We start from the raw sequence: 25,764 nt of genomic DNA, 5'->3' as shown, positions 1-25,764 counted from the left end.
AATAATGAGCAAAGTAAGAGTAGCAGTAATCGGTTGCGGTTCCATCTCCAAACATCGTCATATTCCTGAGTATGCAAGCAACGACAATGTAGAATTGGTTGCATTCGTTGATCCGGTAATCGAGCGCGCGGAAGAGTATGCCGCAACACATGGCGGCAAAGCCTTTGCCGACTATGAGACTATGCTGGCTGAAGTAAAGCCGGATGCAGTAAGCGTATGTACGCCTAACTACCTGCATGCATCGATGTCGATTGCAGCAGCCAATGCCGGCGCGCATGTCCTGGTTGAGAAGCCGATGGCTGTAACGGACGAAGAAGCGGCTTCCATGATCGAAGCGGCTGCGAAAAACGGCGTGAAGCTGATGGTAGGACATAACCAACGTCTGATGCCTCCGCACGTAAAAGCAAAACAAATTCTTGAATCCGGCGTTCTTGGCCGCGTTCTCACTTTCCGCACATCGTTTGGCCATCCTGGTCCGGACGGCTGGAGCGTCGACGGCGCGGGAAGCTGGTTCTTCCGCAAGCCTGAAGCAATCATGGGCGCGATGGGCGACCTTGGCGTGCACAAATCCGACTTGATCCGTTACCTGCTTAACGATGAAGTAACGGAAGTTGCCGCATTTATCGGTACGCTCGACAAAGCTGGCGATGTTGACGACAACGCTAACGTAGTTGTGCGTATGCAGAGCGGCGCAATCGGTTCCCTCGTTGCTAGCTGGACGTACTACAAAGGCGAAGACAACAGCACCGTTCTGTGGTGCGAAAAGGGCGTTATGAAGATCGGTACGCATCCTGAAGATCAAGTTATCGTTGAGCTTCGCGACGGTTCCGTTGAAAAACATAAAGTCGGCGAAATCTCCACGAACACGAAACAGCTCTCCAGCGGCGTAGTGGACGCATTCATCGATTCGATCGTTAATGACACCGTACCGGCTATCCCGGGCGAAGAAGGCCGCAAATCGCTCAAAGTGATTCTGAGCGCTTTTGAATCTCAAGCAACGGGCCAATTCATCAAAGTGAACTAATCGCTATATATTGAAGAAACTCCTCAAGAGCTTGCCTGAAAGGGCGGTTTCTTGGGGAGTTTTTTTAGTTTGCCGCAAATTAATTTGGAAACGCTTTCTTAAAGGATTCTAATGTTTCGCTCCTCTAGAGTTGAAATATTCTGACGTTTAACCGGAATAGCCAACAGCCGCCTGAATTTGCGGTTTTAGCGAGAAATGAGCACATTCTCATAAAGACGCTCAACCGCCTGTTTTAACAGTGAAAACGCGTAACTTACCAGTTTTTGTGCCATGAAACAAGTTAGAAACACATGTTACGATAAGTGGCGTCAGAGGGCAAGTGATTAACGAGCTGACAAGCAAACAAGACAACAACTTTTATACCACATACAATTTTAGGAGGATGAAATCATGAAGATGCAAACATTACGAGTGGGTGTCACTAGCTTAGCAGCTGCGGCTTTGATCAGCATAGGTGTAACGACTCCAACTGCAGGTGCAGCACCAGCTGTGAAGACGTACTCCACGAATTGCAATAATGTTTCGATGGATACAATTAATCAAATTGCTCAGCAATACGGTATCGATTTGAGCAAGATTACTTTTGGCGGCATGACAATTAAGTTCCCTACAGAAGTAACAACACCAAGCACAGGTACTGGCAACACTGGCAACACTGGCAACACTGGCAACACTGGCAACACTACAAAGCCTACTACACCAACAACACCAGCTAAGCCAACAACACCAGCTAAGCCAACAACGCCAAGCACGGGTACTGGCAACACAGGCAGCACGACAAAGCCAACAACACCAAGCACAGGTACGGGCAACACTGGCAGCGGTACAGTATCGCAAAGCGAGTTCGCATCCCAAGTTGTAACGCTTGTTAACCAAGAGCGTGCAAAAGCGGGTCTGAAAGCTCTGTCGGTTGACGCGCTACTGACTAAAGTGGCTACCGCAAAAGCGCAAGACATGTACCAAAACAACTACTTTGACCATAACTCTCCAACTTACGGTTCGCCGTTTGACATGATGAAATCGTTTGGCGTGACTTATAACTACGCTGGCGAGAACATCGCTATGGGTCAAAAATCGCCAACCGAAGTTATGAACGCATGGATGAACAGTGCCGGTCACCGCGCTAACATTCTGAACGCAAACTACTCGAAAATCGGCGTAGCTTACGTGAATGGCGAGTGGGTACAAGAGTTTACAGGCTAATGCTTCAATATTAGTATGGAAGTTATTTCATCCGGAAGAACCAAGCGTCAGGCGGTTCAGCCTGACGCTTTTCTTTTCTTCACATAAGCAAGGAATCCGTACTTACAATACGCAGACAACCAGGGGGACAACACAAATGAAGAAAGCATCGATGATGACGACGGCGGTACTCGGCTTATCTCTTATTTTTGCCACAGGATCGGTTCATGCGGCCAGCAAAACACATACGGCTGTTGAGGGCGATACATTCTGGAAGCTCTCGCAGAAATATAGCGTGTCGGTTGATAAATTAATGAAAGCGAATGCAAAGATTGATCCGCTCAATATTTACGCCGGTCTTTCGATTGTTATCCCGACAACAACTACGGCTACGACAGCAAAAACGGCAACGGCTGCCAAGGCCGCAACTGCAAAAGCGACTAAGGTTACCGCGCAAAGCGTTACAGACCAAGCAGGCACCATCCATACGTTCAGCAAGCAGCTGTCTATTCAAGCGACGGCTTACAGCGGCGATGCTTCCGAGAATGGCGGCTGGGCAGGCCTGGACTACTTCGGCAATAAGCTGAAGGTAGGCACGGTAGCGGTTGACCCTAAAGTTATTCCGCTTGGCACAAAGCTTTACATTACGGGCTATAACTCCGATGGCCTTCCAACAGGCGGAATGGTAGCGACAGCATCCGATGTTGGCGGCGCGATTAAAGGCAATCGTATCGATATCTATTTGCCGGGCACACCTGCAGAGGTAAGCAATTTCGGCATTCAAAACGTAAAAGTATATGTTCTGAAGTAATGAGGTAACCGGCAGCCAAGAGGCTGCCGGTTATTTCGTTTTATCGGCGGATTTGTTTAACAGTTCAGGGAGCGTGACAAACTTGTAGCCCTTACTCCTTAGCTGCGTGATAAGAATAGGCAGAGCCTCGATTGTTCCCGACAAGTCCTGTCCGTACCCGCCGCCTGCATGCTGCAGGACAATCGAGCCAGGCTGCAGGGTTTTCTTAATGTTGTGCAAAACGATACTGCTGTTTGGATTGTTGCGCCAATCGACGGAATCTACATCCCAATTGACGACGGTATATCCGCTTTTTCCGGACCATGCCACTTGATCAGGGCGCATCTCTCCGTACGGAGGCCGTATAAAACGGGGGTGATACCCGATAAGGTTGCTTACGATCGCATCCGTCCGCCAGATCTGGGTATGGAATTCCCGGGAATTAAGCTTTGACAAGACGGCATGATTGTAAGAATGATTTCCTATGGTATGCCCCTCGCGATGGATGCGCCGGACCAGAGCCGGATGCTTTACGGCGCGGGAACCAACAACAAAAAAAGTCGCGCAGACATCATAACTGGCGAGTACATCCAGAATTTGAGGCGTGAATCTCGGGTCAGGCGCATCATCAAAAGTAAGGGCTATTCGTTTGGCGTTTCTTGGACCGCTCAGGATAAACGTATTGGGAAACTGCTTATGCATTCTTACCCAGGATGTACCCGCCGTTTTTTTCTTTTTTTGCTTTGTGGGTGCAGCGGCGTAGGCTTGCTCTACGGAAGCAAGCAGCATAACGATGGTAAGCATAAGTGCAAGCCATCGTTTGATTCTGCCGGACTGAGTCGGCATTCCTTTCATTCGTTGATAGCCTCCGTTTCTTATGTAGTCGCGAAGCTATTTTTCCCCGTTAAAAGCGAGATCATGCGCATAATAAAAACAGCCGCATCCGGTAAGCGGACGCGGCTGTTCGTTATAAGGTCTTATTTCATCTTGAATACTTGAATCGTGCGTTGAAGCTGGGTAGCCATATTTAGCATTCGTTCCGTCTCTTGAACAACACCTTGGACGGATGAAATCTGCTCGTTCATGGAGGCGGATACCTGTTCGGTACCGGCTGCGGATTCCTCCGTAATGGCGGAAATATTCTGAATGGCGTCGGAGATTTTGCGCGCGCTCTCCAGCATTTGATCGCTTTCGCTTGCGAATGCCGCAATCTGCTGCGTAATAAACTGAACGCTTTGAACGATCTCGGCAAAGACCATCTCGGATTCGCGGATCCGTTCCGTCTGAATCTTCACGACCTCTTCGTTTTCCTTCATATGATTGATCGTTTGTTTGATGCCTTGATCGATACTTTTGACAAGGTTAAATACTTCCTTGGTGGAAGCCGTAGCTTCTTCGGCAAGCTTGCGTACCTCCTGGGCAACAACGGCAAAGCCGCGGCCATGCTCTCCTGCGCGCGCAGCCTCGATGGAGGCATTAAGCGAGAGCAGGTTGGTCTGCTCGGCAATATCGGAGATCGCGTTAGTCATTGCGGTAATCCCTTGCGCCTTCCGGGCCAGATCGGTAATCGTCTCGGATACCTTCTCCGTTGCCTCCACGTTGCGGCGCATCCCTTCGGATTGCGCTTCCAGCGCTCCGCGTCCTTTGTCTACGAGACTCAAGGTGAATTCGGAGCGTTCGTTCATCTCTTTAGTCGCATGGGCATAATTTGCGACCTTCTTCTCGATCTCCGCGATGGACTCGCTCATGTCCGCAACGTCCTCGGATATTTCGTTAGCGCCCGTAGCCAGCTCGTTGGAGGAGGCGGCAACCTGCTCCATCGCAATTTGGATATGATTGTTTTTATCAAAAATATTGCGGCTTGTTTCGGATACATGCCTTGTAATATTTGAAGTTTCGGTCAAAATTTCGCGAAGCTTGTCCACCATGCTGTTGAAGGCATGGCCTACTTCGCCGAGAGACGCATTTGAAGCGGTATCGATTCGTTGCGTGAAGTCCCCTTTGGAGATTCGGAACGCCGCATTCGACATCTCTTCAAAGGAGGAGTTCAAAGCTTTCTCGATAAAGCCGACAGTCGGGTAAGCAAGAATCGCCAGTACCGCCGTTACAATAATGCCAGCCAAGAAGGAACCGCCGCTGAATAAAATAACTACGTTCAGTGCAATTGCGACCAGTGCCAAATTGAAGTAAATGGAGGTCATTAGCTTACTTCTAACGGATAAGGAATAGTACCATTGGCTCATTATGTAAGCGCTCCTTTTTATAGAATAACCATATTATAGCATCAGCGGTGAAATTGGTCTATAAATGTCGAATAAGATCGAGAAATTGATTGTCAAGAATAGATGAAATTGCGCGATAATTGTAAAAATTATAATTTACTATATTGTAAATTTATTGAAAAGATTCTATAATCAGACCTGAGAACTAGTTGGAAACAACTATTTTCAACATTTTAAGGGTAGAAAGGAGGAGAAATTATATGAGTATAGATGCTATGCCATTGGCACGGCAAGTTGATTTTGTTTTTCGCCAATTAGAAGAGGAACTTACAAATGCGGTTGGAGGAACGGTTCACATTCACATTCGGAATAATGCGGTGGGCAAATTCGGCCTTCGCCACAATCCGATTGAGACTAAGAACGGCAAGCTGGAGCAAGACGGAGAAAGTGGAATGACACCAACTCAGGTCCAGGCGTTCCGCAAACTGGCGATTGATGCTTTGAAATTGAGAAGGAATTGGACTCATGGCGAAATTATGTACGATTTCGCTGTCCGGCAGAACGCTGGCACCTGGTCGGCTAGCATCTGTTATGAATCAAATTATAATACAGCCAACTGGAATTATCGTTACCAGCAGCCCAAGCATCAAATGCTGCGGGAAAAGAACAACGATCATTCCGGCTTTGATTTTTAGGCTATAGCCATTATCCATTCGAACAGCCGTGCAGCATTTCCTGCACGGCTGATTTTTTTTCTTTATTTAACCTCGTGGCTTCCCGAATGGAGATGGGGAATTCCGCCGCTGTTGACTTCGTGCTCCTGCGCAGCCGCGGGGAGAAGGAAGCCGAGCAATAACGGGAGAAGGAACAAACCATAGACAAATAGGCTTTTTAGGGGGGACATGGAATGATCGTGATCATGGTCATGGTCATGATGGTGATGATCATGGCCGCATTCCTCGCAATCAGCCGCATGAGGCTTACGCTGCATGGCCAGCATGGCTTGGTGGATGGCGGCGGCGTTCAGGACGATGGCCGACAGCTTGACATAAAGCTCCATCCGGGGGGCTATATACAGGGGCAACTGACCTAAACGGTCAAGATAAATAATGAGAAAGGCAAACCCCGCAAGAAAGCCTGCCCGTATCCAGTTATGATTCATCGCAGCACCTCCAGCAGCCATACGCTGGCCAGCACAAGAACAAAGGTCATCAGCGTAATCGAAAGAACGATCCGCGCGCGGAACGCGGACAGCATCATCAGCGTATTTTTCAAATCAATCATAGGGCCGAACACAAGAAAGGCAAGGAGCGGGCCATGATCGAACATTCCTCCAAACGATGCGGCGATAAAGGCGTCAGAGGTCGAGCAGATCGACAGCAGAAAGGCAAGCCCCATCATAAAGAAATAGGAGAGAACGGGCTGGTCCGCAACGGCTTCAAATGCCTGACGGTCAATAAAGGACTGGATAACCGCCGTGAGCAGCGCGCCAAAGATCAAATATTTTCCCATGTCAAAAAACTCGTCGGAAGCATGGCCAAGCGTTGCGGAAAGCCTAAGTTTTTTGCGGGCCGAATCATGATGCTCAAGCGAGTGGTGGTTATGATGGTCGTGGTCACCGTTATGTGCATGCTCATGGCGATGCGCGGAAATGCCGGCGGTTGATCCTTTCAAAGGGCTGCCCTTCATAAACCGGTGGAGGAGAAGGCCGATGATAACCGTAACGATAAAGGCGATGATAAGGCGGTCGTAGGCCATTTGCGGCTCCGAGCGGAAAGCGGCGTAAGTAGAAGCAAAGACAATCGGGTTAATAATGGGTCCTGCAAGCAAATACACGATTCCGATATAAGCGGGCATGCCTTTCCGGATCAAGCGCCGCACAACGGGAATCATTCCGCATTCGCATAACGGGAACACAAGGCCAAGCAGCGCGCCGAAAAGAATGCCGACCATGTGGTGCTTGGGCGTAAGCTTCCGGATCATCTCGTCGGTCACGAATACCTGGAGCAAGGCAGAGAAAATAACGCCAAGCAGGATGAATGGAAAAGCTTCTAATATAATGCTTAAAAATACAATTTTAAACTCCTGCGCGCCATCGGACTCCAGCAGTGCAAGGGACCAAGGTTGTCCTGCCAGTATTAGGCAAATCATCACCAGGCATCCGATGCCCAGAAGCGGTGTCCCAAATCGGAATAACATGTTCAGCATAAGCCAACCTCTCTTTGGTTACCAAGAAATGTTCACGTTAATAACCAGCTTATGCGGGGCTTGGCCGGGATAGGACAACTTTTTGGGCCGGGCTTGACATGGCGGTAGAGACTTGCGCTATAATCAGGGTAAGAAACGCGATGAAGGGAACAAGTAAGCACAGGGGTTAATGCGTACAGAGAGCTGGCGGACGGTGCAAGCCAGTGCAAGCCTGATGCCGAATGGATCCCGGAGCCGAGAGCGGAACACAGACTCTTGAAGTGCTGTCTATGCTTATCCGGCCGTTCCCCGTTACGGAACAATGAAGGCTTGTTGCCCTAACCCGGCCACGATGAGTGGCGGATAAAGCGGGAGGCAATAAGTAAATTAGGGTGGCACCACGGTCCCTCGTCCCTTGCGGCGGGGGTTTTTTTGCGTTCAAATACGCATTCGAGACTGGTCAACAATAGAAAAGGGGACGAATTTTATGAAAAAAGTACTTTCAGGCATTCAGCCGAGCGGACAGCTTACGCTTGGCAACTATATCGGCGCCATGCAAAACTTTGTGAAGCTGCAGGAAACGGAAGAATGCTTCTTTATGGTTGTGGATCTTCATGCGATTACCGTGCCGCAAGAGCCGGCTATGTTCCGTGAGCAGATCGAATCGGTTGCGGCATTGTTTATCGCTGCGGGCCTTGACCCGGCTAAATCAAACATTTTCGTACAATCGCATGTACGCGCGCATGCCGAGCTGGGCTGGATCATGACGACTCTTACGGGTATGGGCGAGCTCGAGCGCATGACGCAATTCAAAGACAAATCGGCTGGTAAGGAGTCGGTAGGAGCGGGCTTATTCGTATATCCTTCGCTGATGGCCGCGGACATTCTAGTGTACAATGCGGACCTTGTACCGGTCGGCGATGATCAAAAGCAGCATCTGGAGCTTACCCGCGATCTGGCAAACCGTTTCAATTCCAGATTCGGAGAATACTTCACGGTTCCGGAGCCTTATATCCCGGAGGTTGGCGCAAGAATCATGTCGCTTGACGATGCAAGCAAGAAGATGAGCAAGAGCAACCCGAATGCCGGCAGTTATATTGCCCTTCTTGACGAGCCAAGCGTCATCCGCAAAAAAATCAGCCGCGCCACAACGGACTCCGGCCGCGAGGTGAAATACGATCCGGCGAACAAGCCGGAGATCAGCAACCTGATCAGCATCTACTCGCATTGCGCGAATATGTCTATTGCAGAGGTAGAAGCGCGTTATGAAGGCCAAGGCTACGGACCGTTCAAGAAGGATCTGGCCGAGCAGGTCGTAAACGTCCTGGAGCCGCTGCAGCAGAAATATAAGGAGATCCGCGAATCGGGCGAAATTCATGCCATCCTGAAGCAAGGCGCGGCGCGCGCATCGGAGCTTGCGGACCGCACGCTTGCCGGTGTCAAAGAAAAAATGGGCTTCCTTGCCCCGCGAGGATAAAACAAACAAAAAGGCTGGCGCTATGAAGCGTCAGCCTTTATTTTCGTTACGGCGCCGGATTCTTGCTTTTACGACAAAGCCTCCGCCAATCATGCAGAGAGTGAGAATGCCGAACAATATGGCCAGCCAGGCGTTAAAAGACATTGAAATCGCGGTAGCGCTCATAAGCAGAACAGAGACGATTGCGAAGAACAAAGATAGTGGTTTAGACAAGGTTTTGACTCTCCTTTAAATACTTCAATATATTTTTTGGTGGTTAGCATAAATCGCGTGAACATGCTCATAATAAGCTTGCAAGCTTGCAAAACATCACAGTGCTTAACTGAAGGGAGATTATCAGCATGGCTAGCAACAGATCGAGCAATCAATTGGTGGTACCACAAGCACAGCAAGCTCTTAACCAAATGAAATTGGAAGCAGCTTCGGAGCTTGGCGTACAAATTCCAGCGGACGGTTACTACGGTAACGTTACATCTCGCGATGCAGGTTCCCTGGGCGGATATATTACAAAGAAACTTGTCCAAATCGCTGAACAACAATTGTCCGGCGGCAGCTTCCGCTAAACGTTTATTTATACACAACGCTTCAGAGGAAGCCACGAAGCTCAAGGGTAAAACCTTGAGCTTTTTCCATGTATGCCAAGCCATCACATGATCACAAAAAAAAAGCCCCTTCTTATTGTGCGTCAGGGGCTTTCCTTCGTCAAGTCGAGCCGTTAATAAGAGTTCATGCGCAGCCGTTTCGTTAAGCGGTCATCGCTTAACCAACCGACATACGAGCCAACCGTTTCGTATTCTTTGTTCATAAGCAGCACGGCAACAAACGGATATTGCTTGCGGTGCCGGTACCGGACATCCGACCAGCGCACTTCATATCCCCAAGGATGCTCCTTCACTTCGGCGCAAGCAAACTTGGTGAAATACAAAAAGCTGCGGATCGCATTGTCGTTTCTGGATTTGGCAACGGCAGGATGATCGGAGCAGCGGACATTGTCCAGCCATCTAAGCTTATTGCCGCGAAGATCCCCGATAACAAAGCTGCCGTCCTCTGCGCGCTTAACGATATTCCAATGCGACTGCGAGATCGTTGGAATGGCTATATAGGCCTCAGTCCCGTCCGGTTCAGGGTCCAGGGAAGGAAGCCTTCGAAGCGTACTTCTGTGAGCCAGCGTCCGCCATGTATAATAGATGATGGTGAACAGATACAAAACCGGAAAGATGGCAACGGGACTAGCCAGACCAAACGCCCACATCAATATCGCAATGACATGGGTAGAGAAGATGACGGGATCAAAGATATGGATAATGTTCCATGAGATCCATTTCTCCGTAAATGGCCGCATAGCCTGTGTTCCGTAAGCATTAAACAAATCGGTGAATACATGTAGGCAGACGGCTAACAGCACCCATGAGCCGACGTGCAGCCAAGGGAGGCTGCCCTGGTAAACAAGCTGAAGCAGTCCGGTTATAAGAATCGTCCAGATGGCAATAGCCGGCAAAGAATGCGAGATGCCGCGGTGATTCCGGATATAGCTGGCGTTTCCTTTCAGCCTCAGGAAAGTGTCAAAGTCCGGAGCCTGCGAACCGATTACGGTTCCGACAAAGACAGCGGTGAAGATGGATGAGTTGTTGGCGACAACGGGATCGACGCAAGCCAGTCCGGCGAGTCCGATCCCCATAACAAGATGCGTTCCTGTGTCCATGGCTAGACCTCCTACATTGCATGGGCTGTGATTCAATTAGATGTAGTATCAACGGAGAAGCTTTACTTTATCAGTGGTAAAAAGAAAGGGGTTAACAATAACCATGTATATCTGTTTTGCGGAATATAAAATCGCGGCGGGCGAGAGGGATGCTTATTTAGCCTATGTGAATGCATTAATGAAGGAATCGGGAAAGAAGGTCCAATTATATGAAGGAACGGATCAATTCAACTTATTTGTGGAGATATGGACGGCTGCAACCGAAGAGGAGGCCGAAGCCATAAAAAAAGAACGCTGCGATGAGCGTTCTTCTTGGTATCGGGTTGCCGAATGGATTCCCGGCGGTGCGGACAAAATGCATGTATGGACATTCAAGCCGGCGGGGGTTGGCTTAAATGCAGGATAGTCCTTAGTCTTCGCGGTTTGTCAGCGGTGTCGCATTTGTAATCGTACCGCCTTGGAACGGGTACTCATACGCAATTTCGCCTTCAAACGTTACATAATCCAAGTTCAAAGTGAGCAGCAGGTAACGCATGCCTGTAGATGGATCGCTGATAATAATATGGTCGCGGCCAGCTGCTTCGATAATGCCGCGGAATACTTTGGCGTTCCATTCGCGGTTGTTCTCGTAAGTCATGTAGAAGGTAGCCATTTTACCGCGGTTAAGACGCAAGATGTTCTCTACATAAGATTCTTCAATAACCGGAACGGCAACAACGTTTCCGCCTGAAGGGGTAACAACTGAACCGTTTGGCACCATCGGAAGCGATTGCGCCCCCATTGTTCCGGTTTGCGGCATAACTGGCATCGGCATAGGCATTGGCATTGCCATGTTAGGCATTGTTGCGGCAGGAGACACGGCATTAGGGAAGCCGCCGAAACCGCCACCTGCAAAAGGGCTGACGCCACCATAACCGCCTGTGCTTGCCGGACTTACTGCATTTTTGTAACCATAACCATAAGACATGCTGTTGATCCTCGCTTTCAATCTTTGAAATTTGGTGATTGATCAGTACGCTTGTGGACAATTTTCTTATTGCGGGATATTCCTTGTCGCGTGCGCTCCGATAGATGAAACCTTTTTGAGTTTGATTAGCCTCAGAGCTGGGCACTTGACTACATACCTATAGTATTGAAGGGCGGTCAAAAGGGTTACACATTTATTGTCACAATTTGAATGGCGAATTGATGAACAATGATTCCGAACGTTGTCATGGCATCTATTTTTCTGTATGATTAAGAACGATTCATCAATGAAAATGTATAGGCGCGCAGGATTGCGTGCTTTGTTGCATAACTCGGGAGGCTCGCTTCGTGTTGAAAGATTTAATTGCACTAACCAAACCACGGCTGCTCCGGCTTAATGTATTTGCCGCAATTGGCGGTTTCTGGGTCGCTTCCAAATGGGATATTGATTGGCTGACTTTGCTGTGGGTCGTCATTGGCTCAGCGGTTACGATAGGCTCGGCTTGTGTCATCAATAACTATTGGGATAGAGAGCTCGATCAGAAGATGGAGCGCACGAAAGACCGCGCATTGCCTATGGGCCGTCTGCAGCCTAGCTTTGTGCTGGGATACGGCATCGTTCTTGGCATAATTGGTCTTGCGATATTGTTTGTTCTTGTTAATCCGGTTACCGGCTGGCTTGGATTTCTGGGCTGGTTTGTTTATATTTTCATCTATACCATCTGGTTAAAACGCACGTCCACCTGGAGTACGTCGATTGGCGGTATTTCCGGGGCAATGCCTCCGGTGCTTGGCTATTGCGCGGTGACGAATGAAGTGGATATGGGGGCATGGCTTCTGTTTGCCTTCTTATTCCTGTGGCAGCCGGCGCATTTCTGGTCGCTTGCCATCCGCCGGGTAGAGGAATACCGTACAGCCGGTTTCCCGCTGCTGCCGGTAGTGAAAGGGATTAAACGGACAAAGCTGCAAATGATTCCTTACGTTGTTCTTCTGATTCCAACCTGCGTGCTGCTGTACACCTACGGATACACGGGTATCGTATTCCTGACCCTGTCCGTGATCGCCGGGGTTGTTTGGGCTGTTCATACCGTTTCGGGCATAAAAGCGGAAAATACCGAGAAATGGGCGAAGGTCAACTTCCTTATTTCCGTTAACTATTTAATGGTTGTCTTTATTGTAATGATGGCAAATACCGTGAAGTAATCTGCTTGGCTATTGCTTTCGATAATTCCTTTCAGGGAGGACGAGAACGGAAATGGCATTTCTCAAAAAGCACAGCTTCAAATTAGCCGTACTGGCGCTTTGCTTGGCAATGGGCATTTATTTATTCATTACGAATTACTCTCAGAGCAGCGGGGGCAGTAAAATGCCCGTCCAAATGGCTGCTCCTTCATTTGCATTGAAAGATATTAACGGCAATGAGGTTTCGCTGGATTCCACAAACGGCAAAGCGAGGCTGGTCTACTTCTATTGGGCAAGCTGTCCGGATGTATGCCCTCCAACAACGTTTATGATCTCCGAGGCAGAGGACCAACTCCGTGAAGCAGGGCTTCTCGGCACGAAAGCTGAGCTGATCTCGATTACTTTCGATCCGGCTCATGATACGCCTGATGTCATTCGGGACTTCGCAACCCGCAACTTTGCGCAGCTGGATAAAGGGGGCTGGGACTTTCTGCGCGGCGATGACGAGGAAGCCGCGATCAAGCTGGCAAGAGATTTTGGCGTCAGCGTGAAGAAGGATGAGGCAACCAAGTCATTCATACATATGAATGTCATAACGCTCGTTGACAAGAAAGGCCAAATACGCAAATGGATTAACGGCAGCGATGAATCACTTACGCCCGAGAGCTTGGTGTCGGATTTGAAGCAGCTCGCGAAGGAATAAGCGATGGATATATTTTGGCATATATTATGGAGCAATGTCCTGCCGCTCACATTGATGATAGCTGTTGGCTTCACAATGCAGCGGCTTTTTTCTTTGGATATCAAAACCTTGTCGAAGCTGAACTTTTATGTATTTTCTCCATCGGTCATTTTTAATCTGCTCTATACGACGGACATCTCCGCAGCCCTAATCGGTCAGGTCTTATTGTTTATTGTTCTGTTTATGGCCCTGCAGGCTTCCGTTGTAGAGACAGCCGTCCGGCTTCGAGGGCTTGAAGGAGGCATGCGCGGCGCGATGCGCAACAGCGTTCTGTTCTACAACAGCGCCAATTACGGGATCCCGCTTAATCAGCTTGCTTTTTCGGCGAATCCTTATACGTTATCGATTCAGATTATTGTTATGGTTACGCAATCTTTGCTTCCGAATACGTATGGCATCTATAGCGTCAATGCGCACAGGATGAGCTTCCGCTCTACGCTTCGCACCATTTTGTCGCAGCCCATTATTTATGTGATTCCGATTGCCTTCCTGCTTCACGGCTTTCGGGTGCAGCTGCCGCAATCCATTGAGACGCCTATTACGTATTTATCCAATGCCTTTATCGGGACGGCACTTGTTACGCTTGGGGTTCAGCTGGGCAATATGAAGTGGGAGTTTAACCCGGTTCTTATCAAAAATGTACTGCTTGCGAACGGGCTGCGTCTGATAGGCGGTCCCGCGCTGGCCGCGTTGGTCGTTTGGGTTCTTGGATTCTTCACGACCATCGATCACATGATGGCGGCGGCGTTAATCGTATCGTCATCCGTGCCTACCTCGCTGAGCAGCGTGCTGCTCGCCGTCGAGTTCGACAACGAGCCGGAATTCGCCTCGCAGGCCGTATTCCTATCGACCGTTATCAGTATTATTACAGTGGCGGTCGTTATCTTCCTTCTTCATATTTAACGGGGTATTGGATGTATGGCTCCAGGCCGGCCTTCTCCAATTGCTCGATCAGATAGTCCTCCGGGGTATGCTCTACTCCAGGATAGCCGCGGCGGGTATAGATATGCTCGGCGTCCGGGAACAAATCGCGGAGTATGCCGCGGATCCGCTTGCCCGATGAATCATTGTCGGTGAAGATATAGACATCCTTGTCCCCAACCTGCTTGCGCAGCTTCTCCAGCTGGACGGAACCGGGCGTGCCAAAGGTGCAGAAGATCGGGACGGATTCATCAAGTACGCGGCGAATACGGCTTTTGTCGTTTTTGCCTTCTACAATAATGGCGATATCCATTGCAGTCACCAGCCTTTTATTTGTAGCATCTTACATGTAGTGTAGCGATATTCACCTTCCTCGGGCAAGAAAAAGATGCCTAATGGAAAAAGGGGACGGAGCCATTTGCGCTCCGTCCCCTTTTTTACTTTTATTCGAAAGTGAATCTTAATAGCCGAAGCCGCCGCCGCAAATTGTGCAGACGATGATAACGAGCAGGATGAACAATACGAGGATGGCCCCCACATTGTTAAAGCCGCCACCGCGATGATCGCTTACAGGTGAAACATGAATATCAGACATCTAAGTCACCCCTCTCTAGCAAGCTTCAACGTCATTTCGGCCGGGCGATGCTCCTTGCCGAGCATCTTTCCATCGTGGCCACCTGACATAGTGCATTATATGCCCGGGTGAGCGGATGGCCTTGTGCATTCACCTAGACTTCGGAAAAATGGGTGTTAGCGTAGGTTTCCTGCGATGGAAAGGCAATACGCTGACACCGATCATTAAGCCAAGAAAAGCTAAATAGTATGGGGACAAATCGTCCCGCAGTTGGCCGGCAAGCATTGGACCAAGGAAGGCCCCAACCGAGTAGGCAATAGACAGAACCGAGAAGGTACGTCCGTATTTAGCACCCCCGCTAAGTTCGATAAGCAGGGTTGAGATAGCGGGAAGCACGATGCCCTTGGCCATCCCGACGAATAGCAGAAGCAGGAAGAACGGCAGCGTGGATTGGGCAGCGATCGTAAAATAAACGAGAGCAAGTCCAAGCGCCCCCCACAAGGTCCGGTAATAAGATGAAAGCTTGTTAAGGAAAAGCATGCTGAGCGTAATCAAAGCGCCAATGCTGACGACGGAGAACAATATACCCGTTTCCATCATGCCCTCCGTGGACGTTGCCATCAGCGGCAGTTCAAACGACAGGATACCTTGCGCGCAGCTCATGGCAATCGGCAGCAGGTACACCAGCCAAGGGATGGGGGCCCCCAAGGCTATCGCAGGTTTCGGACTGCTTGGCGAAGGCTCAACCGCTTCGGCCGGCCCTGCCTTTATGTCCCGGATAAAGAACAAGGCGCAGACTGCGGTAACAATGAGCACCCAGCCCAATAAATAAAAAGCGGTAGTGAACCCGATCCTCGCAACCAGATACGCGCCAGCCGCGGGAGATACAACCGTAGCCAGCGTATGCACCAGTCCGTTGCCCGCCATAAACTTGCCTTGTTTCGTCACGTCGCTCGAAATCCGGGCAAGCAGCGCAAGACAGGCAGGGGATAGAAAGGCCAGTACGAATCCGCTGATCGAGCGGAGCACCAGCAGCTGCCATGGATCGGTTACTTTGGATTGAAACAGCAGGACAACGCCCGCGCCCATCAAACTGAACACAATGAAGAGTCTGCTTCCGTACCGGTCAACCCCGTATCCGGCCATAATATTGCCCGGAAGGTGAGTGATGGAGTACATGCCCATCATCAGCCCGATGAAGGAGGGAGCCGCACCGAGGGAGATGGCGAAAGGCGTAAGGATCGGGTACTGCGCATGCAGATCGAAAAAAGCGACGAACAGAAATAGATAAAGCCAGATTGCGGTTTTCAACGGCTATGTTCCTCCTTGCATATCCTCTTAATTTACTTGTACGTTAAAGATGGACAGGATATGTCTTCCGGAGCGGATATGCCGCCTTACGTTTACGGCATATTCTGGGTGGGTTATAATGTTTGATAATAGGACATTACACGAGGTATAATAGGGCTAATGCTTACGAAGTAAGAATTACTGCGGTAGGCAAAATCCCACCTGCTTGTGTGATCATTTTTTTTAGGGGGATTGTTGGTTGAAAAATTACTTTGATTTTTCCGGTTACGATTGGGATGCGTGGAGTACTTTCTTGCAGGATCATTGGCTGGTGCTTGTCATTGCGCTAGTTGCTCTGCTCTTTATTATCAGAGTCGTCAAGACATTCGTGAAATGGGCACTGGTGCTCGTCATTGTTGTCGGCATTGTCGCTTACAGCGGTTATACGCTGGATGACGTGAAGTCCATTGGCACGCAGGCGATTGACAGCCTGAAGCAGGAAGCCGTATCGGCCATGGCGGGAGAAGTGGATAAAGCAACGTTTACCTCGAATTCCGACGGAACCTTCACGGTGAAGACCGAGAATCTGGAATTGACAGGTGTTCCCGGCTCCGGTGAAGTGAGCGTAAAATTCCGCGGCAAATCGATCGGTACGATGAAGATAGATTCGACCATTCAGGCGCTTATCGATCAAGCGAAGACGAATGGCAAAGTATAGATAGAGAATTAACAACGTAATGCGGGTAGAGGCAAGGAGGGGTATTTATGATGGAATGGATTCGCGCAGGGACGGCATGGGAACCGGTCTCGCTTATCGTTCTTCTCCTTCTGCTTGTTTCGCTGCTGCAAGGAATGAGAAGAGGCGCGTCGGGTTCAGCGAGGCGCCTTTTCTTTTTTGTATGGGACGGCATTCTGTTAATTGTCTGTCTTGTGCTTGCCGGGAAAATTGCGGGCAGTTTATCCCCGATGGCAGCGGACTGGCTGAGCGAACATGTAAAAATGCCGCAGAAGGAAATTGGCGCAACCTCTCAGGCTTGGTATACGTTTATAACAAGTCTGCGTGATTTTGCCCTGCTCCGGTACGGCATCCTGTTTCTGCTCTCGTATTTGCTGCTTCGGCTGGCTGCGTCCTTTCTTGCGCCGCTGCTGGAGACGCTGTTTGCCAGCAGACAGCAGCGCGGCAGACATGAGAGCATGGAGCGCCTTCCGGGAGGAGGAGCGGCAAGCCGCGCTGCCGGAGCGGTTTTTGGAACGGTTCACGGTGCGGGGCGGGCATTTGTATTTGTAGCCGCTTTGTTTATCTATGTCTCGCTGGCGCCAAGCGGCCTTTGGTCTGGATTGATTCAGCAATCGCCATTATACATGAAGGCATCGGCGGTTCTTGAACCGGTTGCCGGAGATATGCTTGCCGGACGCGGACCTGTCCTGGCGGAAGCCGTGCAGGAAGAGTTCCAGAATGTGCTGCAGCGCAAATACGAGATTATCGATTACAATATTCCGTCGGATATTGAGCAGGCAGCCCTGCAGATTACGAAGGATAAGAAAAGCGATGAAGATAAGGCAAGGGCTTTGTATGAATGGCTCGGAAGCCGGATTGCATATGATTGGGACAAGGCTAATAATTATGTAGACAACGGAGTTTGGAAGGAACAGACCCCGCAGGAGACGTTTGATACCCGCAAAGGGGTATGTATCGACGTAGCCAGGCTGTACGCCGTGATGGCGCGCGCGTCGGGTCTGGAAGTGAAGGTTGTGACCGGCACGGGGCTTGACGGACGCGGAGGCTCCGGGCCGCACGCCTGGAACGAGGTGAAGGTAGGCGGAGACCGCGGAACCTGGATTCCGCTCGATGCGACATGGGCATCCTCCGGCGATTGGTTCAACCCGGTTGATTTCGACAAGACTCATATCCGGGCAGTATAACTTAGATTGGACAAGAGGTGAACAGGTTGCATGATGATCCGCAGAAACGGGAAATAACGAATCGTCGTCATTTCTCGTTTCGTTTGAACTTTTTCTTCTTTATCGTATTTGGACTATTTAGCGTTCTTATTATTCAGCTTGCTATCTTGCAGTTCGTCGAAGGTCCGAAGCTGAGCGCGCAAGGCAGCCAGAAGAGCACCAGAAGCGTGAAAATCGCGCCGATTCGCGGCAATATTTACGATTCGTCAGGCAGTCCGATTGCCTACTCGACATCGACGCAATCGCTCTATTTCACGATCTCGCCCGATTTCAAGAACGGCGATTCGGAAGCGATTGCGGCAAAGCTGGCTGAAGTATTTAATAAGTACGGTGATAAAAGCCCTGAAAAAGCAATGACGACCGAAGATATTATCCGCCAGATGGACCTGGATTTCCGTCGCAATACAATTTCAACTCCACGTAGGATTAAAACCGGTCTGACAAATGATGAGATTGCCTACTTTAGTGAGCACAAAGCGGAATTTAAAGGGATCGATATCGTAGAAGAAAGCGTCCGCAACTACACGAAGGACACGGTAGCCGTGCAATTGGTCGGCTATTTGAAGAAGTTCAGAGGCGTTCGCGATACGCTTGATTTCTACAAGGATAAAGGGAATGAAGACGATCCGCAGCTTCAATATCTGGACGATGAGGACGTTGGATTTGACGGTCTGGAATATATGTATCAGGATATTTTGCGCGGCAAAAACGGCCTGAAGACTTATCCGGTTAATAACGCGGAGCGGATTATCGGTCCCGTACAGATTACCAACCCGCAAAAGGGTGATGACCTGTACCTGACCATCAACCGCAACGTGCAATTAACGACGGAGCAGGCGATTGTGGACCAGATCAAAAAAATCAGCACTTCGTCCAGTAAAGCGGAGCGTGCCGAATACGCGAAGATCGGTTTTGCCGTCGCTATGGAAGTGAATACCGGTAAGGTCGTTGCGATGGCGAGCATGCCGGATTACGACCCGAATATTTGGGCGGGCGGCAAGATCAGCAACGAAGACTACAAGAACTTCTCGTCTGTTCTGAACAACGGGACGATCAGAGAGGTATTCCCTCACTACGAAACCGACAAAGAGCGGAACCAGCATCCGTCGTCCTTGGTACCTCCCGGCTCGACAATGAAGCCGCTCTCTGTTCTGATCGGTTTGAACGAGAAGCTGTTTACGACTACAAGCACGTATTTCGATAACGGAGCCTTTTTCTTCGGGTCCAAAGGACATGAAGTACGGATTGGTAACGCCTCGAACCATGTTTACGGCTTGCTGGATCCGGCATCGGCGATTGCCCACTCCTCCAACCCGTTTATGGCGAAGATGGTGGGCAACAATCTGTATGAGAAATACGGCAAAAAAGGCGTCGACGTGTGGGATAACTACATGAAGCAATTTGGTCTTGGCGTCTTGACCGGCAGCGGTCTGAGGGGCGAGTCCAAGGGCACCATCGACTACTACCACGAGCAGCAAACGGCCAGTACCCAATCCGCATTGGTGCGGGCATCGTTCGGCCAGCAAGCGCGTTATACGCCGCTGCAGCTCGTGCAATACGCGTCCATGCTCGCGAACCACGGCAAACGGATGAAGCCGCAGTTCGTGAATGAGATTAAAGACGCGGACGGCAAAGTCGTTCAGACGTTTAAACCGGAAGTTCTGAACACGGTCGATTTCCCGGATGCCTATTGGAAGGAAATCGAGGACGGCATGTCCCGGGTTAACGTTCAAGGCTTTGACGGCGTAACGTACACCTACGAGAGAAAAACCGGTACGGCCCAATCCGACGTAGCCGGCCGCCGTGCGGATAACGCGGTGTTCATTGCGTATGCGCCAAGAGAAAATCCGAAGCTGGCGGTTGCGGTAATTATACCGGACGGCGGGTTTGGCGGCTGGGGCGCAGCTCCAATCGCGCGGAAAATTTTCGATGCTTACGATTACGAGGTTGGCTTGAACGGTACGCCGGGCAAGCTGAAGGATCAAGCGAATAATACGGCTAACGCGGGTACTGACGGTACAACGGGTACGGCCGGTACAACTCAACAATAAGAAGCGCTGTAAAGCTGTTTCCGAGGATTCGAAAAAGAATCTTCGGGAGCAGCTTTTTTTTTGAAACTTTTTATAGACAAAATTCGTAAGAAATGTTGCATCAGAGAAACATTTTTGAATAGTATAAACAAAGAGGCGTTCAGCTAACTAATGTTCGTCCAGGCAACACGCGGGTGAAACTCAAGGATGGGGGAAAGGATATGCGGTTTCCGAAAAAGCCAAATTCCGCGATTAAGCGGTTTATTATGACCCTTTTATTTTTGGCGGTAAGTGCTTTGCTGGCGACGTCCTGCGGAACCGGGCAGAGCGATGGAAATGCGGTCAGAGGCAAACTGAAAGTAACGGCTACTACCGGCATGATTGCCGACGCGGCTCAGGAGATAGGCGGAGAGGATGTCGTCGTTACCGGCCTAATGGGCTCGGGCGTTGATCCGCATTTGTATAAGGCGTCCTATGGGGATGTGAAAAAGCTGGACCGGGCGGACATTATTTTTTATAACGGGCTTCATTTGGAAGGGAAAATGGCGGAGATGTTCGAGAAGCTGGAGAAGCGCAAGCCTACCGTTGCGATCTCGTCGCGCATACCGGAATCTGAGCTGCGGTCGTTCCCGGGCGGAGGGAGCCAGTCGCATGACCCTCATATCTGGTTCAACGTGAAGATGTGGATATCGGCCGCTGAGGTGATCCGGGACTCCCTGATCGAGAAGGATCCTGTTCATGCGGAGGGCTACCAAGCACGGGCTGCGGCATATATCGGGAAGTTGGAGGAGCTGGACCGTTACGTTGCCGGGCAGATTGCGACGATACCCGAAGAAAGAAGAATTCTTGTTACCGCCCATGACGCGTTTGGTTATTTCGGCGACGAGTACGGGCTTGAGGTAACGGGACTGCAGGGGATGAACACGATGTCGGAATACGGATCGAAGGATGTGAGCTCCTTGCGTAATTTTTTGGTCGAAAATAAGATCAAAGCGGTCTTTATCGAGTCCAGCGTGCCGAAGAAAGCGATTGAGTCGGTTATTCAAGGCGCGCGCTCGATGGGGCATGAGGTAACGATTGGCGGCGAGCTTTTCTCCGATGCGATGGGAGAAGCCGGCACGGTGGAAGGAACGTATATCGGGATGGTCAGACATAATGTGGATACCGTTGTTCAGGCGTTGAGATAAACGAGGAGAAAGGGAGTGCTGGTCATGTCAGAAGCAAAGGTACAGTCTGCGTCATCCGTAAGGGAGCGGGAGGGTGCTGCTGCGCCCCCGTTAACGATCAGAGGGCTTAGCGCAGCCTATCAGAAAAAGCCGGTATTGCGAGGCGTCTCCTTCACCGTGACGGAAGGGGAGCTGATTGGGGTTATCGGCCCTAACGGCGCCGGCAAATCAACGATGATGAAGGCTGCTCTTGGCCTTATTCCCCGCCTTGGCGGCGAAGTGCTCGTATACGGCAAGCCTTATAAACAGCAGCGCAAGCTGGTTGGTTATGTGCCGCAGCGCGAATCCGTCGATTGGGATTTTCCGACGAATGCGCTGGATGTCGTTATGATGGGGCGATACGGACATCTAGGCTTGTTCGGGCGTCCGGGGGCGAAGGAGCGTGCGATTGCGATGGAATGTCTGGCCAAGGTTGGCATGGCGGACTTTGCCTCCCGCCAGATCAGCCAGCTGTCCGGCGGGCAGCAGCAACGGGTATTTCTAGCCCGCGCGCTTGCGCAGGACGCAAGCCTGTACTTTATGGATGAACCGTTCGCCGGTGTGGATGCCGCTACGGAGAAGGCCATTATTACGCTGCTTCAGGAGCTGAAGCAGCAAGGAAAGACCGTTATTGTCGTTCATCATGACCTTGCGACGGTGGAGGAATATTTCGATTCCGTGCTGCTGTTAAACGTAGAACTGGTTGCGTACGGCAAGACAAAAGAGGTGTTTAATCAAAAAATGCTGCAGCGTACGTATGGCGGCCGTTTGGCGTTCCTTGACCGGAATTTACCTGGCGATGACGGAAATCGCGAAAAGGTGAGTGAATGGGTATGAATACGTTATGGAAGCTCCTTCAGGACCCGAACATGCAGTGGATTCTGCTCAGCTGCACGCTTCTTGGACTGAGTAGCGGCATTATCGGATGCTTCTCCTACCTGCGGAAGCAAAGCCTGATGGGCGATACGCTTGCGCATGCCGCCCTGCCGGGCATTTGCATTGCTTTTATGCTTACCGGTACCAAGTCTATTCTGTATTTCCTCATTGGTGCGGGCCTTGCCGGCGTGGCGGCAACCTTCGGGATCGGCTGGATTACGCGGCATTCACGCATTAAGCATGATGCCGCGATGGGCATCGTATTGTCCTCTTTCTTTGGCCTTGGCATTGTTTTGCTGACTCTTGTCCAGCATGGGGGCTACGGCAATCAGGCGGGGCTTGATAAATTTTTGTTCGGCCAGGCGGCTTCGATGGTGGGGACGGATGTTCTGACTCTGTCGATCGTCAGCCTGCTGCTGGTAACGGTCTGTTACTCCCTCTTTAAGCAGTTCAAGCTGGTATCCTTCGACCCCGGCTTTGCCAAAGGAATCGGGTATCCGGTTGCGCTGCTCGAACAACTGCTTATGTGCCTTATGGTTGTGGCCGTAGTCGTAGGAATTCAGGCGGTTGGGGTCATCCTGGTTGCTTCCTTGATCATAACGCCGGCGGTATCCGCAAGGTATTGGACGGACCGGCTTGGCGCGATGGTGGTCGTATCCAGCCTGTTCGGCGCAATTAGCGGAGCTTCGGGAGCGATTGTCAGCTCGACGGGAGACAGTCTCCCGACCGGTCCGCTTACGGTGCTGGCCGCAACCCTGTTGTTTGGACTGTCGCTATTGTTTGGCACCAGACGGGGAATTCTTGTCCAGAGAATGGCTCAGCAAAGAATGAAGCGGTCGCTTGGCTTTGGCTATGAAGAGCAAGCCGCAACGGCTTCCGTGGATGATCGCTTGAACAAGGAGGCATCGTTATGAGCGACTTCTGGATTCTATTAACCGGGATGCTGGTGGCAAGCTGCAGCGGCATACTCGGAGCCTTCCTTGTTCTGCGCAAAATGGCCATGATCGGCGATGCCATCAGCCACTCCGTCATGCCGGGTATCGTGATTGCTTTCCTGCTAAGCGGCTCGCGGGATTCGCTTCTTATGATGGTAGCCGCAATGGCCTGCGGATTATTCGCCGTCTTCCTTATTCAGCTCTTTCAGAATAAAGGCGTGCAGGCAGACGCCTCGATTGGGGTTGTCTTTACCGCCTTGTTTGCGATTGGCGTTCTTCTGGTCAGCCTGTTCGCGAGACAGGTCCATCTGGACCAGGATGCTATTTTGTACGGCGAAATCGCTTATGTACACTGGAACACCTGGGTCGTAAACGGTGTGGATCTTGGACCGAAAGCGGTGTGGCTGCTTGGCGTGACGCTGATCATTATAGTAACGGTAATCAGCTTGTTCTATAAGCAGTTCAAGCTTTGCTCCTTCGATCCCGCTCTGGCTGCCGCTTGCGGCATTCCGGTAGCGCTGTTCCATTACCTCTTGATGGGCATGGTATCGATGGCAACCGTCAGCTCCTTCGAAAGCGTAGGCGCCATTCTCGTTGTCGGGATGCTGATTATTCCTGCGGCAACCGCCTATCTGCTGACCGATCGGCTGGGTCGCATGATCATGCTCAGCGTTGGCGTTGGCATTCTAAGCGTCTTTGGAGGTTACGGCGCCGCCGTTATGCTTGATGCCTCCATTGCAGGCTGCATCGTATGCGCGGCAGCCGTACTGTTCGCGCTGGCTTTTCTGTTCTCGCCCTCGCACGGCATCGTCGCCAAGAAGCTCCGCCTTCGAAAGCTCGCGGCTTAGCCGATTGGAGTCCCGCCTTATGAGAGGCGGGATTTTTTTTGAAGCCCTGCTGGTACACGCCTTGCCTTCGGTCATTAATTTCCTTATATCCTGCAATGATTTCCTGCATATGCTCTTACCTGACCATTTACAGCCGCGGCCTTTTCATATTTGGTACTTTTTTACCTTATACGGAAAAGCAATTCCGCTATTCATGCAAAAAGTAAACAAGATCGAACCAGCGACCTGTCAGCGGTTACGTTAAGGAAATTATTTTCCTAGTTAGCGAAATGACTGGACTCAGAATGTTGAACCCTTCGAGCATGTCCCAACGTTTAGAACAATATCATTCGCTTCGTTTGGAATCTTCTTAATCTGTGCTAAAATATTGCATAGTAGAAACAGGCAGGAGGATACGAGCATGGGCAATTACAAATTAGTAGCACTCGACATGGATGGCACGCTGCTGGATGACCAGAGCGAGATCAGCGAGGAGAACGCGGAATGGATCCAGCGGGCGCTGGATGCCGGCATTACCGTCAGCTTCTCCACGGGCAGGGGCTTCCGCGGGGCGCTTCCGTTCGCGGAGCAGCTGAAGCTGGAGACTCCGATGATAACGGCGAACGGCAGCGAGATTTGGCAAAAGCCTCATGTGCTGCATAAACGCACTTTGCTGAGCCCGGTCTACGTCAAGCAGCTGCACGAGCTGGCGTTAAGGCATGCGGGTACTTGGTTCTGGGCGTACTCGACAACCGGCATTTACAACCTTGAGAAGTGGATAGACCCGTCAACGACATATGAAGACCATCATTGGCTGAAGTTTGGTTATTATACGGAGGATGACGTTGTCCGTAACCGAATTCTTGAAGAAATAACCGAATGGGACGCGCTTGAGATTACGAATTCCTCCACCCAGAACCTGGAGCTTAATCCAAAAGGGATAACGAAGGCCAGCGCCCTCCGCGAATTATGCGTCATGCTTGGCATCGAGATGTCGCAGGTTGTTGCGGCTGGAGACAGCTTGAACGATATCGCGGCGATCCGCGAGGCGGGACTTGGCGTAGCGATGGGCAACGCGCAGCAGGCGGTCAAAGACGCGGCTGACGTGGTGACGCTCACCAACAACGAGAACGGCGTCGCCGAGATCATCAAACAATATGTATTGAAAGGTTGATGCCTAAGTGGATATTTTAGGCTGGTCGCTGGTTGTCATTTTATTCGTTGTCGGGATGGCCGGGGCGGTCTGGCCGATTCTGCCGGGGGTCTTTGCGATATACGGCGCTTTCTTCGTATATGGCTTTTTCTTCTCGTTCAAGCCGTTTGGCTGGGTGTTCTGGACGGTGCAGACCTTGATCCTCATCGTACTGGTCATAGCCGACCATGCGGTCAGCGCGTGGGGGGTTCACCGGTTCGGGGGTTCCAAGGCCTCTATCATCGGCAGTACGATAGGGCTTATACTAGGTCCATTCGTTATTCCTGCCTTTGGCCTTATTATTGGTCCATTTGCCGGCGCCGTGATCGGGGAACTTGCGGTGGGCTCCAATATCGAGAAATCGTTTAAGGTCGGCATCGGCTCATTGGTTGGGTTATTAACCAGTGTCGTTGTCAAAATCATTCTTCAGGCAGCAATGATCGCGTTATTTATTATTTGGTTAATGGCCAACTAAGGA

General features: G+C 50.7%; 29 protein-coding genes. 19 read left to right on the top strand and 10 right to left on the bottom strand.

Features of this window, described 5'->3' with window-relative positions; genetic code table 11:
- Positions 1-4: 4 nt before the first annotated feature.
- The 3 genes from WFK81_RS02485 to WFK81_RS02475 all read left to right on the top strand — a co-directional run bounded on the left by WFK81_RS02485 (position 5) and on the right by WFK81_RS02475 (position 3,017).
- Positions 5-1,024 carry a Gfo/Idh/MocA family protein gene (locus WFK81_RS02485; protein WP_336784869.1) on the top strand — a complete coding sequence of 340 codons (1,020 nt, stop codon included), beginning with the start codon at positions 5-7 and terminating at the stop codon, positions 1,022-1,024.
- A gap of 390 nt (positions 1,025-1,414) precedes the next feature.
- A complete protein-coding gene (locus WFK81_RS02480) occupies positions 1,415-2,227 on the top strand; it encodes a CAP domain-containing protein (protein ID WP_336784868.1) in 813 nt (270 codons plus the stop codon).
- Between the two features lie 136 nt (positions 2,228-2,363).
- The gene (locus WFK81_RS02475) at positions 2,364-3,017 is read left to right on the top strand and encodes a 3D domain-containing protein (protein ID WP_336784867.1); all 654 of its coding nucleotides are present in this window, start codon (positions 2,364-2,366) and stop codon (positions 3,015-3,017) included.
- Positions 3,018-3,047: 30 nt separating this feature from the next.
- Here the strand turns inward: WFK81_RS02475 and WFK81_RS02470 are convergent, their stop codons facing one another.
- Entirely contained in the window at positions 3,048-3,851 is an 804-nt protein-coding gene (locus WFK81_RS02470; protein ID WP_336784866.1) for a polysaccharide deacetylase family protein, read from the bottom strand.
- 122 nt (positions 3,852-3,973) lie between these two features.
- Positions 3,974-5,239 carry a methyl-accepting chemotaxis protein gene (locus tag WFK81_RS02465; protein WP_336784865.1) on the bottom strand — a complete coding sequence of 422 codons (1,266 nt, stop codon included), beginning with the start codon at positions 5,237-5,239 and terminating at the stop codon, positions 3,974-3,976.
- Between the two features lie 239 nt (positions 5,240-5,478).
- Between WFK81_RS02465 and WFK81_RS02460 the strand changes: the two genes are divergently transcribed.
- Complete coding sequence (locus WFK81_RS02460) at positions 5,479-5,913, top strand: O-methyltransferase (protein WP_336784864.1); 435 nt, start codon at positions 5,479-5,481, stop codon at positions 5,911-5,913.
- A 62-nt stretch (positions 5,914-5,975) separates the two neighbouring features.
- Here the strand turns inward: WFK81_RS02460 and WFK81_RS02455 are convergent, their stop codons facing one another.
- Both WFK81_RS02455 and WFK81_RS02450 read right to left on the bottom strand, forming a co-directional pair.
- Positions 5,976-6,380, bottom strand: coding sequence for a DUF1980 domain-containing protein (locus WFK81_RS02455; RefSeq protein WP_336784863.1), 405 nt, complete (start codon positions 6,378-6,380; stop codon positions 5,976-5,978).
- Entirely contained in the window at positions 6,377-7,426 is a 1,050-nt protein-coding gene (locus WFK81_RS02450) for a permease (protein WP_336784862.1), read from the bottom strand. The genes WFK81_RS02455 and WFK81_RS02450 overlap by 4 nt, the downstream gene beginning before the upstream one ends.
- A gap of 466 nt (positions 7,427-7,892) precedes the next feature.
- On the opposite strand from WFK81_RS02450, the gene trpS reads away from it, so the two are divergent.
- Positions 7,893-8,882: a tryptophan--tRNA ligase gene (gene trpS / locus WFK81_RS02445; protein WP_336784861.1), complete on the top strand. Its 990-nt coding sequence runs from the start codon at positions 7,893-7,895 to the stop codon at positions 8,880-8,882.
- 30 nt (positions 8,883-8,912) lie between these two features.
- Here the strand turns inward: trpS and WFK81_RS02440 are convergent, their stop codons facing one another.
- Entirely contained in the window at positions 8,913-9,095 is a 183-nt protein-coding gene (locus WFK81_RS02440; protein WP_336784860.1) for a DUF5325 family protein, read from the bottom strand.
- Between the two features lie 128 nt (positions 9,096-9,223).
- Here WFK81_RS02440 and WFK81_RS02435 point away from each other — a divergent pair, with 128 nt between their 5' ends.
- Positions 9,224-9,445, top strand: a complete 222-nt coding sequence (locus WFK81_RS02435) for an alpha/beta-type small acid-soluble spore protein (RefSeq protein WP_336784859.1) — start codon at positions 9,224-9,226, stop codon at positions 9,443-9,445.
- A 152-nt stretch (positions 9,446-9,597) separates the two neighbouring features.
- On the opposite strand, the gene WFK81_RS02430 is transcribed toward WFK81_RS02435, so the two are convergent.
- Positions 9,598-10,584: a metal-dependent hydrolase gene (locus tag WFK81_RS02430; protein ID WP_336784858.1), complete on the bottom strand. Its 987-nt coding sequence runs from the start codon at positions 10,582-10,584 to the stop codon at positions 9,598-9,600.
- A gap of 103 nt (positions 10,585-10,687) precedes the next feature.
- On the opposite strand from WFK81_RS02430, the gene WFK81_RS02425 reads away from it, so the two are divergent.
- Positions 10,688-10,990, top strand: coding sequence for a hypothetical protein (locus WFK81_RS02425; protein WP_336784857.1), 303 nt, complete (start codon positions 10,688-10,690; stop codon positions 10,988-10,990).
- Between the two features lie 3 nt (positions 10,991-10,993).
- Here the strand turns inward: WFK81_RS02425 and gerQ are convergent, their stop codons facing one another.
- Positions 10,994-11,551: a spore coat protein GerQ gene (gerQ, locus tag WFK81_RS02420; protein ID WP_336784856.1), complete on the bottom strand. Its 558-nt coding sequence runs from the start codon at positions 11,549-11,551 to the stop codon at positions 10,994-10,996.
- Between the two features lie 326 nt (positions 11,552-11,877).
- Between gerQ and cyoE the strand changes: the two genes are divergently transcribed.
- From cyoE to WFK81_RS02405, 3 genes are read left to right on the top strand one after another with little or no spacing between them, the layout of a single operon-like run.
- On the top strand, positions 11,878-12,753 hold the full coding sequence (cyoE, locus tag WFK81_RS02415; RefSeq protein ID WP_336785466.1) for a heme o synthase: 876 nt from the start codon (positions 11,878-11,880) through the stop codon (positions 12,751-12,753).
- A 52-nt stretch (positions 12,754-12,805) separates the two neighbouring features.
- Complete coding sequence (locus tag WFK81_RS02410; protein ID WP_336784855.1) at positions 12,806-13,435, top strand: SCO family protein; 630 nt, start codon at positions 12,806-12,808, stop codon at positions 13,433-13,435.
- Positions 13,436-13,438: 3 nt separating this feature from the next.
- Positions 13,439-14,377, top strand: a complete 939-nt coding sequence (locus WFK81_RS02405; protein WP_336784854.1) for an AEC family transporter — start codon at positions 13,439-13,441, stop codon at positions 14,375-14,377.
- Here the strand turns inward: WFK81_RS02405 and WFK81_RS02400 are convergent.
- The 3 genes from WFK81_RS02400 to WFK81_RS02390 form a co-directional block, all read right to left on the bottom strand.
- Positions 14,355-14,708, bottom strand: coding sequence for a toprim domain-containing protein (locus tag WFK81_RS02400; protein WP_336784853.1), 354 nt, complete (start codon positions 14,706-14,708; stop codon positions 14,355-14,357). The two genes, WFK81_RS02405 and WFK81_RS02400, sit on opposite strands and share 23 nt — an antisense overlap.
- Positions 14,709-14,855: 147 nt before the next feature.
- Positions 14,856-14,990 carry a sporulation protein YjcZ gene (locus tag WFK81_RS02395; RefSeq protein ID WP_336784852.1) on the bottom strand — a complete coding sequence of 45 codons (135 nt, stop codon included), beginning with the start codon at positions 14,988-14,990 and terminating at the stop codon, positions 14,856-14,858.
- Positions 14,991-15,119: 129 nt separating this feature from the next.
- Positions 15,120-16,280, bottom strand: coding sequence for an MFS transporter (locus WFK81_RS02390; RefSeq protein ID WP_336784851.1), 1,161 nt, complete (start codon positions 16,278-16,280; stop codon positions 15,120-15,122).
- Between the two features lie 238 nt (positions 16,281-16,518).
- Here WFK81_RS02390 and WFK81_RS02385 point away from each other — a divergent pair, with 238 nt between their 5' ends.
- The 9 genes from WFK81_RS02385 (at position 16,519) to WFK81_RS02345 (ending at position 25,761) form a co-directional block, all read left to right on the top strand.
- The gene (locus WFK81_RS02385; protein WP_336784850.1) at positions 16,519-16,977 is read left to right on the top strand and encodes a hypothetical protein; all 459 of its coding nucleotides are present in this window, start codon (positions 16,519-16,521) and stop codon (positions 16,975-16,977) included.
- A gap of 47 nt (positions 16,978-17,024) precedes the next feature.
- Entirely contained in the window at positions 17,025-18,182 is a 1,158-nt protein-coding gene (locus WFK81_RS02380; protein ID WP_336784849.1) for a transglutaminase domain-containing protein, read from the top strand.
- Positions 18,183-18,208: 26 nt separating this feature from the next.
- Positions 18,209-20,272 carry a peptidoglycan D,D-transpeptidase FtsI family protein gene (locus WFK81_RS02375; protein ID WP_336785465.1) on the top strand — a complete coding sequence of 688 codons (2,064 nt, stop codon included), beginning with the start codon at positions 18,209-18,211 and terminating at the stop codon, positions 20,270-20,272.
- A gap of 200 nt (positions 20,273-20,472) precedes the next feature.
- Positions 20,473-21,438 carry a metal ABC transporter solute-binding protein, Zn/Mn family gene (locus WFK81_RS02370; protein WP_336784848.1) on the top strand — a complete coding sequence of 322 codons (966 nt, stop codon included), beginning with the start codon at positions 20,473-20,475 and terminating at the stop codon, positions 21,436-21,438.
- Positions 21,439-21,462: 24 nt separating this feature from the next.
- Complete coding sequence (locus WFK81_RS02365; protein WP_336784847.1) at positions 21,463-22,293, top strand: metal ABC transporter ATP-binding protein; 831 nt, start codon at positions 21,463-21,465, stop codon at positions 22,291-22,293.
- The gene (locus WFK81_RS02360; protein WP_336784846.1) at positions 22,290-23,246 is read left to right on the top strand and encodes a metal ABC transporter permease; all 957 of its coding nucleotides are present in this window, start codon (positions 22,290-22,292) and stop codon (positions 23,244-23,246) included. The genes WFK81_RS02365 and WFK81_RS02360 overlap by 4 nt, the downstream gene beginning before the upstream one ends.
- Complete coding sequence (locus WFK81_RS02355) at positions 23,243-24,115, top strand: metal ABC transporter permease (protein ID WP_336784845.1); 873 nt, start codon at positions 23,243-23,245, stop codon at positions 24,113-24,115. Before WFK81_RS02360 ends, WFK81_RS02355 begins: the two co-directional genes overlap by 4 nt.
- 400 nt (positions 24,116-24,515) lie before the next feature.
- On the top strand, positions 24,516-25,268 hold the full coding sequence (locus WFK81_RS02350; protein ID WP_336784844.1) for a Cof-type HAD-IIB family hydrolase: 753 nt from the start codon (positions 24,516-24,518) through the stop codon (positions 25,266-25,268).
- Positions 25,269-25,275: 7 nt separating this feature from the next.
- A complete protein-coding gene (locus WFK81_RS02345; protein WP_127495576.1) occupies positions 25,276-25,761 on the top strand; it encodes a DUF456 domain-containing protein in 486 nt (161 codons plus the stop codon).
- Positions 25,762-25,764: the final 3 nt, after the last annotated feature.

The organism is Paenibacillus sp. MMO-177 (assembly GCF_037147795.1).
GTDB lineage: Bacteria > Bacillota > Bacilli > Paenibacillales > Paenibacillaceae > Pristimantibacillus.
Note: the sequence above shows the minus strand (reverse complement) of the source record. Positions and strands in the feature narration are given on the sequence as shown.